This window comes from Bradyrhizobium sp. AC87j1 (assembly GCF_002936975.1).
Classification (GTDB): domain Bacteria; phylum Pseudomonadota; class Alphaproteobacteria; order Rhizobiales; family Xanthobacteraceae; genus Bradyrhizobium; species Bradyrhizobium shewense.
Window position 1 is genome coordinate 80,114 of record NZ_PTFE01000018.1, and the last position, 21,475, is coordinate 101,588.

At 61.2% G+C, this 21,475-nt stretch carries 9 protein-coding genes; 3 read left to right on the top strand and 6 right to left on the bottom strand.

What is annotated here, in order from left to right:
- Positions 1-321: 321 nt before the first annotated feature.
- On the top strand, positions 322-1,422 hold the full coding sequence (locus CV770_RS12480; protein ID WP_104462555.1) for a helix-turn-helix transcriptional regulator: 1,101 nt from the start codon (positions 322-324) through the stop codon (positions 1,420-1,422).
- Between the two features lie 489 nt (positions 1,423-1,911).
- Entirely contained in the window at positions 1,912-2,583 is a 672-nt protein-coding gene (locus CV770_RS12485; RefSeq protein ID WP_104462556.1) for a hypothetical protein, read from the top strand.
- Between the two features lie 177 nt (positions 2,584-2,760).
- Here the strand turns inward: CV770_RS12485 and CV770_RS12490 are convergent, their stop codons facing one another.
- The gene (locus tag CV770_RS12490; RefSeq protein WP_104462557.1) at positions 2,761-4,197 is read right to left on the bottom strand and encodes an OpgC domain-containing protein; all 1,437 of its coding nucleotides are present in this window, start codon (positions 4,195-4,197) and stop codon (positions 2,761-2,763) included.
- 445 nt (positions 4,198-4,642) lie between these two features.
- Between CV770_RS12490 and CV770_RS12495 the strand changes: the two genes are divergently transcribed.
- Positions 4,643-5,305, top strand: coding sequence for a response regulator transcription factor (locus CV770_RS12495; protein WP_091956184.1), 663 nt, complete (start codon positions 4,643-4,645; stop codon positions 5,303-5,305).
- Here CV770_RS12495 and CV770_RS12500 read toward each other — a convergent pair.
- From CV770_RS12500 to CV770_RS12525, 5 genes are all read right to left on the bottom strand, one after another.
- Complete coding sequence (locus tag CV770_RS12500) at positions 5,300-7,420, bottom strand: MASE1 domain-containing protein (RefSeq protein WP_201759823.1); 2,121 nt, start codon at positions 7,418-7,420, stop codon at positions 5,300-5,302. The genes CV770_RS12495 and CV770_RS12500 overlap by 6 nt on opposite strands.
- Before the next feature lie 2,322 nt (positions 7,421-9,742).
- Positions 9,743-9,976: a hypothetical protein gene (locus CV770_RS12510; RefSeq protein ID WP_091956186.1), complete on the bottom strand. Its 234-nt coding sequence runs from the start codon at positions 9,974-9,976 to the stop codon at positions 9,743-9,745.
- A 1,111-nt stretch (positions 9,977-11,087) separates the two neighbouring features.
- Positions 11,088-11,654, bottom strand: a complete 567-nt coding sequence (locus CV770_RS12515; RefSeq protein ID WP_091956187.1) for a hypothetical protein — start codon at positions 11,652-11,654, stop codon at positions 11,088-11,090.
- A gap of 23 nt (positions 11,655-11,677) precedes the next feature.
- A complete protein-coding gene (locus tag CV770_RS12520; protein ID WP_245453747.1) occupies positions 11,678-12,262 on the bottom strand; it encodes a hypothetical protein in 585 nt (194 codons plus the stop codon).
- A 335-nt stretch (positions 12,263-12,597) separates the two neighbouring features.
- Positions 12,598-21,468 (bottom strand): Ig-like domain-containing protein, encoded by an 8,871-nt coding sequence (locus CV770_RS12525; protein WP_104462558.1) that lies wholly within the window; start codon positions 21,466-21,468, stop codon positions 12,598-12,600.
- Positions 21,469-21,475: the final 7 nt, after the last annotated feature.

Here is a 21,475-nt window from a genome sequence, read left to right on the forward strand (position 1 = left end):
CAAAGCAATGTCATCTCAATTCCTGGTGCGGCAAATATTCCTCCTCCATGGAATAGCGCCGGCACATCTGGACGCATGACCCGAATGGGTCATTCCGGTCCGGGCGCCGCCGCCTCCCGCAGCCATCCGCTAGACTTTCGTCAAGTGCGATTTTTCAGGAAAAACAGGCAAGGGGGCTTGCTTCGAGCCGCCTCCTCACGAAGCATCGCCGGTCAGGGAAACGCATTCCAGGGCCTCAAATGTCGGGGACTTGCAGGCATGCAGCAGGGATGCATGCGGGCTCGCAACGAAATGCGTGGGGTTAGGCGGAGGGGGCCGCGCTTGAAAGTCGACAAAATCGACGATGCGGAGCTGTCGAAGGTCTTCAATCGACTTGGCGAAGCCGCCGTGAATCCGGAAGCATGGCGCGACATCATGGATGACATCTGCAAGGCGGTGGGCGCGTCGGCGGCCCTACTCCTTCAAAGCGATATCCGGACCCCGGACGTTCCGCGCACGGCGTCGATTGCTGAGGCCACCGAGCTCTACTTCAGGAATAACTGGCACCTGAGGGACCCGCGCGCCAAGGCTTTTCCGCGCATGATGGCGGGCGAGGTCGTGACCGACCTCGATGTGATGACCCCGGAGCAGATTCGCGCCGATCCCATGTACAACGAGTTGCTGTTTCCATCCGGATATCGGTGGTTTGCCGGCATTGGCTTTTGGGCTGACAGCGCAGCGTGGGCATTGACGATCCAGCGAACCGGCCGCGAAGGCGCATTCGAGGCCGCCGACAAGCAACTGCTTGCCCAATTGGCGCCGCGCCTGACCGAGACGGCCACGCTCGCGACTGTCGTCGGCAGGGCCGCACTCACCGCGATGACCGATGTTCTGGACCGGGTCCGACAGCCCGCGTTGATCCTCAATCGGGAAGGAATGGTCGTGCGCACCAACGCGGCAGCCGAAGCGGGATTCGACAACGAGATCCGCATCAGGGAGCGGCGCCTCATCCTTCGCGACAAGCATGCGATGACAAGGCTCGATCAGCTGATCAGCGCGGTGCGCTCCACGCCGGACGCCTCCGCCATCCCCGCCTCTCCGATCCTTATCCGCCGGACGACAAAGCCACCGGTCGTCTTGCGGATCCTGCCGGTGGACGGCGCGGCGCGCTCCGTCTTCCTCGGAGCCCGCGCCATGCTGATCCTGTCCAACCTCATTCCACGCCCGGCGCCGGACCCGGCGCTGATCGGCCAGGCCTTCGATCTCACCCCGGCGGAATCCCGCCTGGCCGCCCTGCTTGCAACCGGCGCATCGCTCGCCAGCGCTTCCGAGCACCTGCGCATCTCGCGCGAAACCGCCCGCAACCACCTCAAGTCGATCTTCTCGAAGACAGGCGCGCACCGCCAGACGGAGCTGGTCACGCTTGTTTCTCAACTCACTTGATTTGCATCGTCCAGCTCGGGACAGGGACCGAGGTCCTGAACCGCGCGTGGTATCAGCCATCATCCGCGGCAAACACGAACGCACCAATTCCCTGCGAACAGGGAAGTTTACAGGGAAAGCGCCCACCGCAGGACCCGCCTTGGCAACGAGAGTTGGCGAGAAGTACCTTAAATTGCCAGAAATCCCGAGCGTCGCGGCCTCATCGGAGCAGGGAATTTTCGCTGGCGAATAGGGACTCGCGTGGCCATGAGCACGGAAATATATCCGGCGGACTTCAGTGGCGCGCCTCCCCTTGCGCCGCGCGAGCGGGATGACAATCAGGAGCTGCCTGAATGGGCGAATTGGCCGATCGGCGCAAGGTGAAGAACCGATCTCATCCATCTATTGATTGCAAGGAGGCATTTGCCTGAAAAATTTCGCGCCTTGGCGTGATCCCGGACCTGGCATAGCATTAGGGAGTTTCATGTCTCCGGGGAGGCGGCGTTTGTGATGCGCCTGCAAACGCTCTCGTTTCATGATTGGCTGGAGCACGCATTTGGACGCGAGGTTCGCGTTCAGCAAGCACCTTGGTACTTCGATCCCGAGCATGATTGGTGGGATCCGCCACCAGCAGAAGCCGTGTCTTATCTCACTCGGCTGTTTGAAAACCCGCAGACCGCGCTAGAGGGATTTGCTGACAGCCAAATCGCACAAGGCTTAACCTACCTTGTCAATACCAGCGCAAGCGGCGACAGCAGATGGCTTTGTTCAACTGATGTGCCCATCAAAGATCGTGTCCGCTGCGTCAAGTCCATCGCAGAACTCTTTGCCAAATTGTTCGAATCGCGGTGCACCCCCAGTTTGTCCCACCTGAGCGAAGCCGATGCCGGGACGCTAAACTGTGTCTGTTATATGTGGTGGGATGCATTTCCGTGCTTGGCTCTTGCCGACGATCCGCACCTGCCAACTCTCCACGATTGCGCGCTCCGCACAATGGAGCGCATCCTTCACCTCAACTCGATTGCCTGTCAGGAGAGCGCTCTGCACGGGCTCGGACACTGGCAACGCGGCTACAGTGACAAGGTGACCCCAATCATCGACCACTTTTGCACGGTGCATGCTAAAGCTGACTTTCGGCTCTTGGCCTATGCTCAATCTGCCCGCTGCGGGTGCGTGCTGTGACCTTGGGGACGTGGCTCGATGCATGAGCAACACGGCGGAACGCAAGATGGCGACTGAACCGTACGATTCCCGTTGCTGAAACATTCCGCCTCACGCTGCGAAGAAACGCGGTCCTTCACCTCCTGGTGATCTCTCAGAGCGGCTCGAGCTCTGCCGGAACTTTTCCGTGCCGATGTGTCAAAAGCCATATTCCGCCGATGGAATGGGCGCTGTTGCAGTCCTGGCCGCCGTCGCTGCAGGCTTCTGCGACGCCGCGATGACATCCGCCTTCGGCCGTAATAATCCGTCTGCGAGGCCAAACACCTGGTACACCCGGTGGGATTGCTTATCCGCGAACCAGCAATTGATGACGGGATTCCGGCCGCCGGCCCATCCGAGCTCGCGCAGTCCCCGGCGAAACGCCTCCCAGGGGCGCCAGCCAACGGTGCCCCAGGCGTCCGGCTGGACGTGCACGCCCGCAGCCAGAGCAACAGACGGCTGCAGTCTGGGCGTGATCTTGACCAAGTTCAGCAGCGTCGCTGCCACGATCATCATGAGGATCCCGCCAACGCTGAGCGTGATCTGCATCGCAAGCCCTTCCGATATATCGAGCAGCGCCAGGAGGCTAGCGAGCGTCAGCAGGACGCCGAGGCAGAAGATTGGCAACGAGTGCTTGCCACAGAGGATGGCGCCGCGCATCACCGCACTCGTCAATGCTTGCCGATTGGGTGGCACGAACCATACCGCCACAACCGCTAGAGCCAAGAAATGCAATAGACGCAACGGATCGAGATTGGATTTGTCTAGCGGGTAAGCCAATTTGGTCAGCCCCTGCGGGATCAACGCTTCCAACGGCTTGACTCTCCAGCTCAATGCGATGACGAGGCTGAAGATCAGATAGAGAGCGGCAGGCACGAGCACCGTGCGAGACGTTAGCCAGGGGCGCACTCTTTCGCCCTCGATTATCATCCACGCACCAAGAACCGCCAATAACTGCCAGGCCAGTGGATTGAAAGCCCAATGGCCGCTCGGCCACGCCGGCATGGACCAGCCGAACATTTGCACCAGCGCATAAAGCGCCAGCGAGGCGCCAAGCGTCACGTTCGGCATTCGGAGCAGCAACCACAGCAACGGCGCGAAAAAGAGGTGGAGAAGCACGAAGATCGGCAATACGTCGGTATTGACCGGACGGTATTGCAGGATCGCTGCGTGGGCGAGCGCCGAGCCCGGCTGGTCCAACAGAATCCGCGTATTGCTCTCATCAGCAAGACGGTCCCCGCCTGCGAGGTGAACCAAGATGGCGCAGGCGAGCGTCAGCAGCAGAAATGCGACATAGATGTCCCAACTTCGCCGCAGGGTCCGGCGGATCACGCTGGTCCACCCCTCGCAACTCCGCACTTTGCCGTAGGCCAGCGCGCAGGTGACTCCCGAGACAAACATGAACACTTCCGCGGCATCGCTGAAGCCGTAGTTCCGTAGCGTCAGCCAACTTCCAATGTTATTGGGGACATGATCAAGAAAGATGCACCAGAGCGCGATGCCGCGGCAGGCATCAATGCGAAGGTCGCGGCTGTTGACTTTGAGCTCCGGCAGAGCGCCCGCAAATAGCTTCGGGGATGCGGTCCGATCCTGCATTGGCTTGCCTCGTCCAGGGTACGCGCAGGCTTCGAGAGGAACGATCGAGAGGAACTGAATGTAACAAAAAGCACGCTGCGGGGTTCTGACAGCACCGCAGTCCGGAATTGCTTCACACCCACCCGGCCACGACAGCAATTGCGACAATGATGATATCGCCGGGCTGCGCACAACCCTCTGGTGAGGTGGCTGACTATCGTCATCATCGTGCAAGCGCCGCAGCCTGTAAATCGGCCGGAGGTCGGTACAGAGAGGTGCCTAGGTCCTATGACCAAGGTACCGTCCGTCCTGCGGGGCCCGCGAGCTGCGCGCTTCACGTAGTCAGCTCCCTTCTTACCTGAAGGCGAACCGCCGGCTTGAGACGAGATGGAAGATGGACGATTTCGAAGGTGGGTGTATGATTTTCTATTGATCTCCGGGCGGCCAGAAGACGGAGAGCTTTTTTATGAAGGTGCTTGTTGTTGACGATCACGCATTGATTCGGGCCGCGCTGCACGCTGTCCTCAAGCAACTAAAGCGAGAAGCCGTCATATTCGAAGCTTCGAGCGGCCGAGAGGCCATGCACATCGTCGAGGAGCATCCCGACATCAGCCTCATTTTGCTTGATATCAATTTGCCTGATCGCGACGGCTTCTCCGTCCTTTGCGAACTGCGCGATCGCTATGCGAGGACTGCTGTCGTCATTCTTTCGTCCTCCGATGATCAAGACACAGTCAGGCGCGCCTTCAAATTCGGCGCGCTGGGTTTCATTCCGAAAACCACGGAACGCGAGGTGATGCTCAAGGCTATTGAATTGGTGTTCTCCGGCGGAGTTTACATCCCGTTGGAGATACTGGAGAAGACAGCGGGCCCACGGCATGCAAACAAGCCAGTGGCGCCCGACTCGCTCAAGGGGCTCGGGTTGACCGATCGGCAGATTGAAGTGCTTGCGCTCCTGATGAAGGGGAAGAGCAACAAGGTCATTGCCACGATACTCAATATGGCAGTGCCTACGGTGAAGAATCACATCACGGTCGTTCTCAAGACGCTCGGCGTAGCGACGCGCACCGAGGCCATCATAAAGGTCGGAAAAATGGGCTGGGAGTGGCCGCCGAAATCTGGATCATGACACTGCCCCAGCGTCTCTCCCACCATCGTGATCCCTAAACAGCTTGTGCATGACGGCGCGGAGCTGCATTGGGTCAACCGGCTTATGCAGCAAAACGTATCCTCTATCCTTGGCGTCCCGCAGTGGTTCAGCTGCTGTATCGCCGCTGATGAGAATGGCAGGAATTGACGAGCCAAACGCCGCATTGATTTGTTCAATTGCCCTGATTCCGGTCTTCCCGCGTGCGAGATGATAGTCCGAGATGATGAGGTCGGGGCGTTGTTCGCGCTCAGCAAGTCGAACCAGTGCGGCTTCGTCGGATCCGGCGGCAAGAACCGAACATCCCCATTTGCTGAGCAATCCGCCCGTTCCCTCCTGCACGATGGGAGTATCGGCAATAACAAGAATTGCCTTGCCGTCGACTGCAAAAGCACCGGGGTGTGGTAAGTCGGCGGGCGCTGCGGCTCTGACGCATTCGTCGACCTTCGGAACCAGGATCGTGAATCGCGAACCGCGACCCACAGTCGAAGCGAGCTCAATTGGATGGTTGAGAAGCAAGCGAAGCCTGTCGACAATGGCAAGGCCGAGCCCCAGGCCGCCGGACCGGTTCTGCTCCGGAGCAGGAACTTGAAAAAACTCGCCAAAGATATTCTGCTTTTGATCCTCGGGAATGCCGGGACCGGTATCGTATACTTCGATGCGCAGCATTTCACCGCGCCGACGGCATCCGACCAAGATCCCGCCCTGCAACGTATAGCGTACAGCATTGGACACCAGATTCAGGAGTATGCGTTCGAGCAGCATGGCGTCGCTCCGCACCCAGGCCTCACTTGGCCTGACGCGTAAGCGCAAGCCTTTTTCACGCGTCGCCTGATCAAACGCCGTCTCACTTTTCTGCAACAGGCGCCCGATCGGGAATTCGGTAATGTAAGGGTTAAGCATCCCGGCATCGATTCTCGAAATGTCCAGCAGCGAATTGAACATTTCGTCCATTTCCTTGCGCGTTGCGTCGACCCGCTCGATCGTCCTCGCCCTCTCCCCCGGTTCGAGCGGCGTGCGCAGCTGGGCAACAAACAGCCCTAATGCATGTAACGGTTGCCGCAAATCATGGCTTGCCATGGCAAAAAAGCGTGATTTTGCAGCACTGGCGAGCTCCAGCTCTTGCGTTCGCTCTGCGACCTTCTGCTCGAGTTCGACGCGCGCGCGGCGCAGACGCTCCTCCGCTTTCTTGCGCACCTCGACATCGGCGCTCAGCAACAAGCTTGGAACGGTAATGCTGATCAAGAACATCAACACCAGCAGGAACGATGCGTTAAGGTCCGTAGTAGTGAACGGGCCGCCGCCCGTGAGCGTGCCCCAGATCGTGATGCCCGCAAGCATCAGGGCGACCGTCGCGGTATCGCGTGGACCGCGGCGCAGCGCCGCCCACAACATTGGCAAGATCGCCAGAAAACCCAGTGGATCTCGGCCGGGCGTTTGCTCGATCAAAGGGCTGAAAGCAATGAGTCCAACAACCGCCGCTGTTGTGAGGACGCCGACCGTCTCCTGAAGCGCATGGCGTTCGAAGTCATGATAGCGGCTTGATGCCCAAAGCACGATAACGGGAGTAATGACCAGTGCGCCTGTCACATCTCCCAGCCACCAGGTGATCCACGCGTCCGCGAAACTCTTCTGTTCGATGTACCCGAAGATTGTCAGACTGGTCAGTCCAATGCTGGCGCTGATCGGCGTCGCGATGACGACGCAGATCACAGCAAACTTTGCGACAGAATCGGGGGTTGAAAAAGTGTTACATCCGCTCGACCATCGATTAATGAGATAAGCGCCTACAACCGCTTCAAGAGCGTTACCGGCCGCAATCGCGATTGCGGTAGCAACCGAGCCCGCCGTCGTCGCATTTGCGATCAACGCTGCCGCAAAAATTGCTGGCCAGGTCTGATATCCCCCCAACAGCACCGCCGCCAGCGCGACACCTGTCGGCGGCCAAATTGGCGTTGAACTGGGATGAATGGACGCGAGAGCAAGCCCACCTTTGGCCAAGACGAGATAGATGGCGCCGATTGCGACCAGACTACCGACGTAGCTGACACCTCGGCTAGAATTTGTCTCGGGAGCTAATGATCGAGGATTGGACATCGATCCACGTCCTGGACTAGGCAAATGCTTCGTCTATCGAAACTGACTTTTGATCTCCGGATCTAAGATCGCTAGATGGATACGGGCAGATGCACTCAGGTCCAATTGATCACAGCAGTCTGCTGCGGACTAAGAGACGGCACGTGCGATCGAGCTGGCCGACTTGCTGTTCAATCCCCGCGGATTGCGTCAGAACCAGTGGGACGAACAGGGCACCGTTGCACCCCAAGGAATTCGCGCCATCTCGTGTTCACCCCGAACTTGGGGGAATGCATCGTACGACGAAGATAGGCGCTCCGAAAGCCGGATTTGGACCTGGACCATGTCGCTGTGTGCGACAAAGGCCTATCTCTCGTTGGAGTTTCGGGACTGAACCACTTGCACGATAGCTTGCTGCGGCGTGACGAGGAAGCGGAAGCTTCGCTCAGAAAATAGAAGCATCTCCATCACCGATGAGGCGACGAGTCCGTCGCGTCGGCCGCGGCGTTGCGATGGGCGGTGCAACTCTCCCCTGATCGAACAACCCTAAAGAAGCCTGTGATCGAGTGCCATCGTTCGACGATGCACGGCGGTCGTCATGTTTGAACGCTGCGTCCTTTGTTCGCTATCGCTGACAAAACGGCGCACTCACTTCACCGCATTCAAACATCTTTGAAAAAAGCAGCACTGGCGTGCTCACGCCGCCAGCCGGGCGGCAATTGATCACTAGCGTGGGCGCCCGCCTGATCCGAAGACGAATGCGCCGTACTACACGCCTTCGTCCGGATTGATCAAAGCGAATTGGCGGGCACACCGAACATTCGCCCGCATCCCGGCATGCCGGCGATCGTCTTGATCGCGACCGTTCACCGGGCCGCGTTCGAGTACACCGTCGGGCCGCTCGCATGTCATTCGATCAATCATTCCGACACAAATGACGTGTGAAACGCTTGATAGCCTCTTGCTCTTAAGCGCCAGCCGCACGTTTCGGCGCGCAGTCAGATTACGCCACTGAAATAGCGACATACCGGCTCGGTCAAGCGGATGGCGTGAGAAATCGGATTACTCCTGAGAAGATGAAGTCTCGAGATTTCATCGATTTAGGTGCAGGCCGCTCTACAGCCCAAAGCCTCGGCCGATCTCCCGCATCAGCCTGAGCGCGGCGTCAGTATGGCGGCCATAGAACAGCGCGCGATCAAGCTACGAGAAGATGCCCATTCCAAATAGCGCGATAGCAATGCCTCTAAGCATGGTTGCGGACCGGGTTTGAACGATGCTGCGAAAGTTCAAAACGGCCCCAGCTGCAGGATGGGGCAAAACAGCCAGGGCCGGCATTCCCATTCCAATGTGCCGCAATCGGCGGTAATCGGCACGCTCCCAGCTAGCCACAGGAAAGCTAATGAACCATTTCGCGTGTCCCGAATTCGGTGTGATGCGCGTTGCTGTTGCGCAAACCACAGCCCAACGCAAGACGAGCACCGCCCGTAATTATACGGACGCCGAACCAGAGCTGCGGTGGCGTCTCGTCCATCCTTCGGCTTCTTCAGGTTGATTTATGGCGATCCGATTTGGGACCGAGGACCCACGAGCCTCAAAGCCAGGATGGCGACCATTCTGCAAGACCAGGCGAGGTAGCGAAGTGTTGCGCCCGCGCTACATTTGGCTGTCAGACAAAATGAGAGTCGTAAAATATCCCGCGATGATTTCCGAAGCTTGTTCGCGCTCTATGCATGCGCAGACCGACCTGGCAAGCAGCACGATCGTGCACCTCGGCTGCTGAAGCTACTTACGTCCGCCCGAGACACTTCCGATGATCTCCTCGATCATTGGTCAGAGCGCATTGAGGCGCCTGGACCGGAAATTGTCGGCAGCGTGCTCAGTCCCTGCGCGCGTGGCGTGGCGGACGACAATGCAAATCACGACCATGCCAGCGCGTTTCTCCACGCCTTGCTCAAAGAGCTGGAACAGAGACAGCATTAGACTTCGTGGACTGGCCTACTCTCGCATGCGATTTCGCTGATGATGCTACGGCGCGCAGCCCGTGCCGCGTGATGCGCGGACTCTTTCGCTGTGCCAACCGCGGCAGCAGCAGTCCTCTTCCGCTCTGGGCCTGGCGCTGTCGTTTTCCGCTCTGCCTCAGCTCAGACGCGAGAACAGCACCGAAGATGGTGATCGCGCCGAGTCATCCGAAGCCGGTCGCGGGGGATATTGATGGAGGGCACGAAGTCGGGCGCCAGCGCCGGCGGCGCAGCAACCGCCGATTCGACGGAGCTATGCTCAAAAATCGTTATGTGCGCGGGGCGGATAAGGAAGACAAGCCGACGGCTTGGCCTCTTTTCCGTGTCAGCCGCGCTTCCGCTCGGGACGGATCAATTCCACGACCTCATGCTGGTCGCTGGGATCCGATTGCCCTTTTTGTTTCACGAGCTGCTCAAGCTCAAGAGCTTCTATGGCAAGTTCATCCGCCAAGCGCTTAAACAGCTCGCGCTTTTCTACGTCCGTTGCCCGCTGACTCATCAGGTCGAATTCTCTGGCGTCAGAGCGGAGCTTCTCTAATCGTCGCCTGAGGTCCTTCATGTTGTTTCGGCCCGGGGTTCTAGACTAGTGCTCGGCGCGAACAATAAGCCCGTTGTTCGGATCGCGCATGAGTCAACTACCGAAACGCGCTATTGGTTCTTCTTAATTGCCAATTAGTCGCTATTCACCGTGCGATATGTAGCCATCGCGCCGGTTGGACCAAGTCAGGGTCTTCGGCAGCAGATTCGGACGGTGCCGCCTGAGGAGCTGGACCGGCGTTTCGCGGACCGGCCCGGTCATCCCGTCCTAGCCGCCGCCGATCGATCCGGTGCCAGCGGTTGGCCACAGGCCGCAAGGCCCAGCCATCCGTGTCTGTTGGAACACGGCGCCGTCAACGTGCATGAATGTTCGAAACCGCACAGACCCGAGTTTTGCGCCGGACTAGGCTGTGACCGCTCCGAGCGCCGCCAACGCGCTCAGGGCCTGACGGCCTCGGCGTCTTGGTAGGGTGGATGTCGAGGCCGTTTTTACCGGGGCTGCGCTACGGCGGCTCCCTTTTTGCGACGCGGTATGGTGCCGGCTGCATCCTAGATATGAGGCAGGAGGTAAGTTCGGCAGATTTCAATCAAACGATGGTCGTTTATCGTGCGTACTGTCCTTCTTATTCTTGGGATATGGCTCCTGATCAACGTTCTGTTTGTTATGGTTGTCTTGCCCTCACGCAGGCCGATTCCCCCGCCGAAGCCGTCGGGGAGAACTGGTTCGCCGACACCCGATCAACAAGATCGCTCGTCGCCTGGAAGAGGATGAGCCACCATCGCTCCGGAGCTTTATTGTTTCGGTTGCGACAAGGGTTCTTTCCGTTCTCGTCCTTCCATTCGTTCAAGCGTGCGAGGCAGTCAGCGGACGCTTCGGAGGGGACCATGACATTCTCATCTTGGGTGCCGGCAAACGATCTTGGTGGCGCGGCCAAGACACTATTCTCCCTGGACGACGAAACGAGCGCCTCTGCTTCCACCAAGAACTACGCACCTGCGGATTTTCCGGTCAAAGATGTGGCGTACAGCAGTGACGCTGCCGGAATGGTCGGCTCCGCTGACCGCAGCGCGCTCGGTGCGCGCATCGAGAAGGTCGTCGGCTCTGCGAAGGACGGAAGCCGAATCGCTCTGAGTTATAAGCCAAGCGCGATCTCGGCCCATTTCAACATGCGGTCGCCATTGAGGAACGCCAGCACCGCCGGCTCCAGTGACGCGGGCGCGCCCGGTCCAACCAAAGCCGTCGCTGCCACCATGTCGCAGCGTTGATTGAAGGCGAGTGAGAGCGCGGCGTTGCGACTTCCTTCAAGACGATAGGCCCGACTGCGGCCGCGCATCGGACCGACGATGATCTCTCGGCCGGCACCGAGCGGCGTTGCCTTGCCAATCAGCGCCAGGTCGCCCATTTGCTCGAGATCGCCATCGTCAGCGACGCCGGTGGCGCAATTGCAGAAGCCGAGCTTGGCGCGAACGCAGAGCTGGACCTCGCCGCCGCAATCGTCGGCCTTGCAGCGGAACGCTTTTCCTTTGCCCCAGGGATCTGCGGCGAAAGGCCAGTCGGTTTCCGTCCACACCGGACGGACCTCGCCGGATGCCGCCGTTGCACGCGCCGGTTCGCCGGATCGCAATATCCAGATCGCAGCGGCTGCGCACAGCAGCGCGGAGGCTGCGCTGATCGCAACGAATTTGGTTGTCAGCCGCATGGTAGCCTGCCGCGGCACTCTTGCTAATTCTGAGCCATGAACTTCCGTGCGGCCGCGAGGTCCTCCCGCGAGGAGTCGCCATCGCGCGCCATGCCGACGACTTTCGCGTAGTATTGACGGGCCTTCACAGCGTCACCCGCCTTCTCGGCGGCGTGAGCGGCGCCGATCGTCGCGCCAAATCTATTCGGCTCCTTGCGCATGGTACTTTCGAACGCGACCAATGCCTCCGTCGCCATGCCCCGCTCAAGCAGCATGGTCCCGTAAAGCTCGCGTGCTGGGGCAAGCGGTCCCGGCGTCACGATGGATTTTTCGGTCTTGTCTTCGGCATCGGCGGCAACGCGCATCGCTTCCAACGCGTCGGCCTGTTTTCCCTGGGCATTGAGCTGCCAGGCGGTGGCGGCCTGCCGCTGAATGTCGACGATCTCCGCCCAATAGGCATCCTTGTCCCGCTGCAGCTCGTCCCGTAGCTCCGCCAGTTTGGCGATGTCCGCCGTTGCGGCGTCTGCATTGCCGGAGCGCGCGGCGCCAAGAGCGCGGGCGAAACAGGTGATCGCATCGACATAGGCAAACCGGCTCGGCTCCGCCTTCAGTGCGGCCGGCGGCCGCATAGCCCGTCGTCGCAACCATGTCCGCGATGACGTCGCGGGCTCGGCTGTCCTGCGCGCTGGAGCAAGGCGTAGACCATATAATCGTCGGCATGCAGCTGCTCGCTGGGGTCCTTGCCGTCCTTGGCAGCCTTGGCGGAACGGCTTGGCCTCGATGGATTCGTTCCAGTAGCCGACGCGCGTGAAAATGTGCGAGGCCATATGCAAAGCGTGCGGCGCTCCCTGCCTGCATCGATGAAAGAAGAGAGCTTCCTGAAGGTCAGCTCCTCGCGTCGTCTGGCAAAAATCCAGCAGGTCGGCGATTCCCGGCCCTGATGTTCTCCCCTGAGCGTTGACCGTTAGATGTGGAGGAGAAAATCCTGACTGGTCAGTATATTCGCGGTTACATTGGTCAAGACAATTTCCATATCCGCCGACCCTTGATTCTGCGCTGTGGTCGAGTTGTTGACGTAGACAATCGTATTTGCGCCGCTCTGAATCCACCCGATACTGTGCGCGGCGACTTGGGCGCTCCCGCTTAGCAAGCCTTGGGCACTCGTCACCCCCGCGATCGCCGAGGTGTCGATGATGTCTGCACCATGAACGAAATCGCTGATCGTATCGTGATTTGCAATCGTCGAATCAGAAATCGCAGTGAAGACGAATTGGTCGCTTCCCGCTCCTCCTATTAACGTGTCGGCACCTCCTCGGCCCTGGATCACGTCATTTCCTGCTTGCCCATCCAGCGTGTTGCTGCCGGCATCGCCAAAAATGAAGTCAGCAAAGGATGACCCACGGACGGCATTCACGCCGGTGAAGGTATCTGTCCCGGTGCCGGCGAGGTCACCGGAGGCCGTCCCATGGGAGTTGCCGGCGGCTAGATCGACAGTCACCCCATCCAGCGCATTGTAGAATGCAATGCGCGTGTTGCCGTTGCCGGTAATGGCGTCATTGCCGTCCATTCCCTCGAACTCGTTGAGGGTGCCGAAGTCGCCGGCATTTGCACCTGAGGTGCCAAAGTTGGTTGCGACATATGTATCGTCGAAATTGGTCCCGCGGATCGCTTCAATAGATCGGAGGGTATCCGTTCCGATGGAAGCGTCGCCGGCCACCACGCCTGACGCCATATCGACCTGAATACCTGAAACCGAACCGTCATTGTTGTAGAACGCCCTGTCGAAGCCAGTTTTGCCGTCGATGAAGTCATTGCCGCCGCGACCGGCAAAATCTTCCGCTGTACCATTGGGATTGTTGGAGCCGGTGATGGTATCGGCGAATGAGGACCCTGACACCGAACTAACGCCCGAGAAGCTGTCGGTGCCTACCGACGCATCGCCGGTTACGGTACCCGACGCGCCGCTGGTGGTGCTGGTCCAGCTATTGAGGCCAAACGTGATCGTCACGGGACCGGTTGCATTGGTGTAGATCAAACGCGTGTTGCCGTTGCCGGTAATGGCATCGTCACCACCAAGTCCCTCGAACTGGTTGAAGCTGCCGTTGTTGCCGACGTTAAGAGCGCCTGCGAGGCCGTATCCCGTTGCCACATAGGTATCGGCAAGGACGGTTCCCTGGATGGCTTCGATCGAACGCAGCGTGTCCGTACCGATCGAGGAGTCGCCCGTGGCCGTGCCGGACGCCATGTCAATGGTGACACTGCCGGTCGAAAGATAGATGTTGTTGTAGCTGGCGGTATCGAAGCCGCCGCGACCGTCAATCGTGTCGTTGCCGCCAAGCCCGGTAAATATCTCGTTGATGCCGCTTCCCGACAAGGAATCGGCGAACATCGTGCCCATGACGGCATTGACGCCCGTGAACGTATCGCTTCCGACCGAGGCGTCCCCGGTAGCCGCGCCGGCTGCTATGTCCACCACGACGCCTGCGGTCGCATTGTTGAATCCGAGGCGCGTGTTGCCGTTGCCGGTGATGATGTCGTTGCCGCCTTCGCCGGTGAACTCGTTGAAGGTCCCGAGCGAGCCGGAGTTCGTGCTGGTGCTGCTAAATCCGACGGCGTTGTAGGTATCGGCAAAATTGGTGCCACGGACCGCTTCGATCGACACAAGTGTATCAGAACCAACCGTGGCATCCCCGGTCAGGGTGCCAGCCGCGAGACTAACCGTGATACCCGACGTGGTGGTCGGATCGTTATTGTAGTCGACGCGGTCGAAGCCGCCGCGCCCGTCGATCACGTCGTTGCCAGCGAACCCCGCAAATACCTCGATCGTACCGAATCCATTGTTGCTTCCGAAAAGAGTATCGGCGAACGAAGAGCCCCAGACGGCAAGAATTCCAGAGCCAACAAACGTGTCGTGACCAACGGATCCATCTCCATCCGCCGTTCCGGCTGCGATGTCGACAGTCACACCGGCAGTGGCGCCCACATAGGAAGCCCGCGTCAGAGCCGCGCCTAAAGGATTCACGTCACTCAGAATGGTGTCGTTGCCACCGCGGCCCTCGAACTCGTTGAACCCGATCGGCGTACCGGGCGTACCGGTGACCCCGGCGAAACCGGTCGCATTGAAGGTGTCCGCAAAATCACTGCCAACCACGGCTTCGATCGCAACGAGCGTATCGGTACCCACTCCCGGTCCGGATACCGTTCCCGCCGCAAGGTTCACGGAGATCCCGCCCGTGGCATCGGTGTAGACAGCGCGGTCAAAATCGGTCCCGCCATCGAGCAGATCGTTGCCGCCGAATCCCTGAAGCCGATCATTTCCGGCGAGGCCGGAAATTGCATCCGCTTGACTCGTTCCGAGCAGCACATCCGAGCCCGAGGTGCCGTTGGTGGCGTTGGGAAAGATGAAGTCGCTCTGCTGGAGGCTTGTTACACCTATCAGCGTCAGAGTATTCCCGCTTCCGACATCGATGATGGTGTTGCCGCCGCTCACCGTTGCCTTCGATTGAACATCTGCGAGCGTGAAGAAGCCTGACAACCCTGTCAGATCGATCGTGTCGCCTTGGGTACGGTTAAAGTCCGTGATGGTGTCTGCTCCGTCACCATCGGCGTAGACAAAGGTGTCGGCGCCGTTCCCGCCGGTCAAGGTATCGGCGCCACCGCGGCCGTCGATCCGATCATTGCCGTCCCTGCCGTCGAGGGCATTGGCATTGGCATCCCCGAGAATGACGTCAGCGAAAGCTGAACCGCGGGAGGCATTCACGCCGGTGAACGTGTCTGTCCCGACACCTGCGAGGTCACCGGAGGCAGTCCCGTGGGAGTTGCCGGCGGCGAGGTCGACGGTCACCCCATCGAGAGCATTGTAGTATGCGATGCGGGTATTGCCGTTGCCGGTGATCGTGTCATTGCCGGCCATTCCCTCAAACTCGTTGAGGGTACCGAAATCGCCGACATTTGCGCCGGAGACGCCGAAATTGGTCGCGACATAAGTGTCGGCGAAGCCGGTTCCGCGGATCGCTTCGATGGATCGGAGGGTGTCCGTTCCGATAGCAGCGTCGCCGGTCACGACGCCCGAAGCCATATCGATTTGAATACCCGACGCCGAACCATCGTTGTTGTAGAAAGCCCTGTCGAAACCAGTTTTACCGTCGATGAAGTCATTGCCGCCGCGACCGGCAAATTCCTCCGAGGTGTTGTTTGGATTGTTCGAGCCGGTGATGGTGTCGGCAAATGACGACCCCGACACCGAGCCGACACCGGAGAAGGTGTCGGTGCCTACGGACCCATCACCGGTTACGGTACCCGACGCGCCGCTGGTGGTGCTGGTCCAGCCGTTGAGAGCGAAAGTGATCGTCACGGGGCCGGTTGCATTGGTGTAGATCAGACGAGTGTTGCCGTTGCCGGTGATGATGTCGTTACCGCCCATTCCCTCGAATTGATTGAAGGTGCCATTGTTGCCGACATTGGCATAGGGAAGGCCGGTCGCGGGATCGATAGCGCCGGTGACGCCGAAGTTAGTCGCGTCATAAGTGTCGGTAAAATTAGTGCCCTGAATGCCTTCGATTGAACGCAAGGTGTCGGTGCCGCTCGAGGCATCTCCGGTCACCGTTCCAGCGGCAAGGTGAACGCTGATCCCCCCCGTCGTGAAGGTCAGGTTGGCATATTGCGCCGTGTCGAAGCCGCCTTTTCCGTCGATGAAATCATCGCCGGCAAGGCCCATGAAGTTCTCATTGGCGCCGCTTCCAGAAAAGGTGTCGGCAAACATCGAGCCCATGACGGCGTTGACGCCGGTGAATGTATCGGTACCCACCGAGGCATCGCCGGTTGCAGTGCCCGCGAGGAAATCGACAGTCACGCCGGCGGTTGATTGCGTATACTGGAGTCGGGTGTTGCCGTTGCCGATGATGCCATCGTTGCCGCCCATGCCTTCGAAATTGTTGAAGGTGCCGCTCGATCCGGCATTGGTGCTGGTGGCGCTGAAACCAGTGGCATCGTAAGTATCGGTGAAGTTGGTGCCGCGGACGGCTTCCACTGAACGCAGCGTATCGGTCCCGATTGTCGCGTCGCCAGTGACGGTACCGGCCGCAAGATTGACGGTTATGCCCGTGGTGGTGGTGGCGTCGTTGTTGTAGACGGCAAAATCGTAGCCGCCGCGGCCATCGATCAGATCGTTGCCGGCACGAGCGTCATATTGCTCGAAAGTGCCGTTCGGATTGTCGCTGCCCCGCAGCGTGTCTCCAAATGCTGACCCAATGACCGAATTGACATTGGTGAAGATGTCGTTGCCGACTGATGCATCGCCGTTCGCTGTTCCCGCGGCGAAATCAACGACCACTGCCGCTGTCGCACTGACATAGGAAATGCGGGTCAGAATCTCTCCGGAAGGATTGACCGTGCCGGCGATGATGTCATCTCCCCCCATGCCTTCGAAGCTGTTGAGGCCAATTGGCGTGCCAGGCACCCCGGAATTGCCGCTGAAACCGACCGCCGAGTAGTGATCGGCAAAGTTGCTGCCCTGGATGGCTTCGATACCGACCAGAGTGTCGGTGCCGACACCCGGACCCGTCACGGTTCCTGTCGTCAGATCGGCGGTGATGCCCCCGGTCGCGTCGACATAGACCGCTCGATCAACGCCCGACAAACCATTGAATGTGTCATTACCGCCGAAGCCTTGGAATGCATCGTTCCCGGCGGTCCCTGTCAGGGTGTTGTCGCCAGCATCGCCGAGAATGGCGCCGGGCACGCCGACAGAATAGACCACCGCGCCGCTGGTTGCGGTGTTGCCAGCCGCATCGCTCACCCGTGCCGTCAGGGAGTTGCCGCCCTGGTTCAGCGTGACCGTGATGCTCCAGCTGCCGTTGCCCTGCACGATCGCGGTACCGATCGTCGTGCTGCCGTCCAGGATGGTGACGCTGGCGCCGGCATCGGCGACGCCCACCGTGCCGGTGATGATCTGGCTCGCCTGGTTGACGGGTCCGCCGGTGCTGGTGATGGCGACCGCGGGTGCCGTCGTGTCGAGCGTGAAGCTCAGGGCTGCGCTCGTCGAACTGTTGCCGGCGACATCGCTGAACTGCGCCGTGATCTGTTTGGTGCCATCGGCTCCGAGATCGCCGGCAGTCACCGTCAGATTAACGTTGCCTGCCGTCACGTCGGCGGCCGTGATCACATGCGTGACCGGATGCGCCAGCGGCGAGCCGCCCAGCAACAGCTGCACCGTATCGCCGATGGCAGCCGCCGGGTTCAGCGCCACCGTGAAGCTTGGCGACGTCGCCGAAGTGAGGTTGTCGGTAGCCGAGGTACCGCTGTCCGAGCCCGCTGTCAGGTCCGGTGTACCGCCGGTCGGCGCCGTTGTGTCGAAGGTGAAGCTCAGCGACGCCGAGCCGATGTTGCCAAAGGTATCGGTCTGGCTTGCGACAATGGTGTGTAATCCGTCGGCCAGCCCGCTCGGCGTAAACGACCACGCGCCTTGCGCATCCGTGGTCGCCGTAGCGGTGCTGAGAACACCATCGATCGTCAGATGCACCACGGTGTTGGCGAGGCCGGTGCCGCTCAGCGCCGGGTTGGCGGTGAGGTGATCGGTGGCGGAGGTGCCGGTGTCGGCGACCAGGGTCTCGGTCACGGTCGGGCCGGTGGTGCTGAGCGTGTAGACCACCGCGCCGCTGGTCGCGATGTTGCCGGCCGCATCGCTCACCCGTGCGGTCAGCGAGTTCGGGCCGTTGTTGAGCGTGACCGTGGTGCTCCAGCTGCCGTTGGCCTGCACGATCGCGGTACCGATCGTCGTGGTGCCGTCCAGGATGGTGACGGTGGCGCCGGCATCGGCGACGCCCACCGTGCCGGTGATGGTCTGGCTGGCCTGGTTGACCGGTCCGCCCGCGCTGGTGATGGCGACCGCGGGTGCCGTGGTGTCGAGCGTGAAGCTCAGCGAAGCCGAGCCGGTGTTGCCAAAAGTGTCGGTCTGGCTTGCGACAATGGTGTACAATCCGTCGGCCAGCCCGCTCGGCGTAAACGACCAGCCCCCTTGCGCATCCGTGGTCGCTGTCGTCGCGATCGGGCTGCCGTCGATGGCGAAGTGCACCACGGTGTTGGCGAGGCCGGTGCCGCTCAGCGCCGGGTTGGCGGTGACGTGGTCGGTGGCCGAAGCGCCGGTATCGGCGACCAGGGCCTCGGTCACGGTCGGACCGGTGGTGCTCAGCGTGTAGACCACCGCGCTGCTGGTCGCGGTATTGCCGGCCGCATCACTGACCCGTGCGGTCAGGGAGTTGCCACCCTGGTTCAGCGTGACCGTGGTGCTCCAGCTGCCGTTGGCCTGCACGATGGCGGTGCCGATCGTCGTGGTGCCGTCCAGGATGGTGACGCTGGCGCCGGCATCGGCGACGCCGACCGTGCCGGTGATGGTCTGGCTGGCCTGGTTGACGGGTCCGCCCGCGCTGGTGATCGCGACGGTCGGTGCCGTGGTGTCGAGCGTGAAGTTCAGCGAGGCCGAGCCGGTGTTGCCAAAAGTGTCGGTTTGGCTCGCGACGATGGTGTGTGATCCGTCGGCCAGCCCGCTCGGCGTAAACGACCAGGCGCCTTGCGCATCGGTGGTCACTGTCGCCGCGATCGGGCTGCCGTCGATGGTGAAGTGCACCACGGTGTTGGCAAGGCCGGTGCCGCTCAGCGCCGGGTTGGTGGTGAGGTGATCGGTGGCGGAGGTGCCGGTGTCGGCGACCAGGGCCTCGGTCACGGTCGGGCCCGTGGTGCTAAGCGTATAGACCACGGCGCCGCTGGTCGCGATGTTGCCGGCGGCATCGCTCACCCGGGCCGTCAGCGAGTTCGGGCCATTGTTGAGCGTGACCGTGGTGCTCCAGCTGCCGTTGGCCTGCACGATCGCGGTACCGATCGTCGTGGTGCCATCCAGGATGGTGACGCTGGCGCCGGCATCGGCGACGTCGACCGTGCCGGTGATGGTCTGGCTCGCCTGGTTGACGGGTCCGCCCGCGCTGGTGATCGCGACCGCGGGTGCCGTCGTGTCGAGCGTGAAGTTTAGCGAGGCCGAGCCGGTGTTGCCAAAAGTGTCGGTTTGGCTCGCCACGATGGTGTGTAATCCGTCAGTCAGCCCGCTCGGCGTAAACGACCAGGCGCCTTGTGCATCGGTGGTGGTCGTCGTCGCGATCGGGCTGCCGTCGATGGTGAAGTGCACCACGGTGTTGGCAAGGCCGGTGCCGCTCAGCGCCGGATTGGTGGTGAGGTGGTCGGTGGCCGACGTGCCGGTGTCGGCAACCAGGGCCTCGGTCACGGTCGGGCCGGTGGTGCCGAGCGTGTAGACCACCGCGCCGCTGGTCGCGATGTTGCCGGCCGCATCGCTGACCCGTGCGGTCAGGGAGTTGCCACCCTGGTTCAGCGTGACCGTGGTGCTCCAGCTGCCGTTGCCCTGCACGATGGCGGTACCGATCGTCGTGGCGCCATCCAGGATGGTGACGCTGGCGCCGGCATCGGCGACGCCCACCGTGCCGGTGATGGTCTGGCTGGCCTGGTTGACCGGTCCGCCCGCGCTGGTGATCGCGACGGTCGGCGCCGACGTGTCGAGGGTGAAGTTTAGCGAGGCCGAGCCGGTGTTGCCAAAAGTGTCGGTTTGGCTCGCGACGATGGTGTGTGATCCGTCAGTCAGCCCGCTCGGCGTAAACGACCAGGCGCCTTGTGCATCGGTGGTGGTCGTCGCCGCGATCGGGCTGCCGTCGATGGTGAAGTGCACCACGGTGTTGGCAAGGCCGGTGCCGCTCAGCGCCGGGTTGGTGGTGAGGTGGTCGGTGGCCGACGTGCCGGTGTCGGCAACCAGGGCCTCGGTCACGGTCGGGCCGGTGGTGCTGAGGGTGTAGACCACCGCGCCGCTGGTCGCGGTGTTGCCGGCCGCATCGCTCACCCGGGCCGTCAGCGAGTTCGGGCCATTGTTGAGCGTGACCGTGGTGCTCCAGCTGCCGTTGGCCTGCACGATCGCGGTACCGATCGTCGTGGTGCCGTCCAGGATGGTGACGGTGGCGCCGGCATCGGCGACGTCGACCGTGCCGGTGATGGTCTGGCTGGCCTGATTGACGGGTCCGCCGGTGCTGGTGATGGCGACCGTCGGCGCCGTGGTATCGAGCGTGAAGCTCAGCGAGGCCGAGCCGGTGTTGCCGAAGATGTCAGTCTGGCTGGCGACGATGGTGTGCAATCCGTCGGCCAGCCCGCTCGGCGTAAACGACCAGGCGCCTTGCGCATCCGTGGTCGCCGTGGAGGTGCTGAGAACACCATCGATCGTCAGATGCACCACCGTGTTGGCGAGGCCGGTGCCGTTCAGCGCCGGGTTGGCGGTCACATGGTCGGTGGCCAAAGCGCCGGTGTCGGAGACCAGGGCCTCGGTCACGGTCGGGCCGGTGGTGCTGAGGGTGTAGACCACCGCGCCGCTGGTCGCGGTATTGCCGGCCGCATCGCTCACCCGTGCCGTCAGGGAGTTGCCGCCCTGGTTCAGCGTGACCGTGGTGCTCCAGCTGCCGTTGCCCTGCACGATCGCGGTACCGATCGTCGTGGCGCCATCCAGGATGGTGACGCTGGCGCCGGCATCGGCGACGCCCACCGTGCCGGTGATGGTCTGGCTCGCCTGGTTGACGGGTCCGCCCGCACTGGTGATGGCGACCGCGGGTGCCGTGGTGTCGAGCGTGAAGTTTAGCGAGGCCGAGCCGGTGTTGCCAAAAGTGTCGGTTTGGCTCGCCACGATGGTGTGTAATCCGTCAGTCAGCCCGCTCGGCGTAAACGACCAGGCGCCTTGTGCATCGGTGGTGGTCGTCGTCGCGATCGGGCTGCCGTCGATGGTGAAGTGCACCACGGTGTTG

Bases quoted from the DNA above. Each gene is read 5' to 3' on its own strand.
- CV770_RS12485 (WP_104462556.1), top strand. From the start codon at position 1,912: ATGCGCCTGCAAACGCTCTCGTTTCATGATTGGCTGGAGCACGCATTT.
- CV770_RS12510 (WP_091956186.1), bottom strand. From the start codon at position 9,976: ATGAAGGACCTCAGGCGACGATTAGAGAAGCTCCGCTCTGACGCCAGA.
- CV770_RS12490 (WP_104462557.1), bottom strand. From the start codon at position 4,197: ATGCAGGATCGGACCGCATCCCCGAAGCTATTTGCGGGCGCTCTGCCG.
- CV770_RS12495 (WP_091956184.1), top strand. From the start codon at position 4,643: ATGAAGGTGCTTGTTGTTGACGATCACGCATTGATTCGGGCCGCGCTG.
- CV770_RS12500 (WP_201759823.1), bottom strand. From the start codon at position 7,420: ATGTCCAATCCTCGATCATTAGCTCCCGAGACAAATTCTAGCCGAGGT.
- CV770_RS12515 (WP_091956187.1), bottom strand. From the start codon at position 11,654: ATGCGGCTGACAACCAAATTCGTTGCGATCAGCGCAGCCTCCGCGCTG.
- CV770_RS12520 (WP_245453747.1), bottom strand. From the start codon at position 12,262: ATGCGGCCGCCGGCCGCACTGAAGGCGGAGCCGAGCCGGTTTGCCTAT.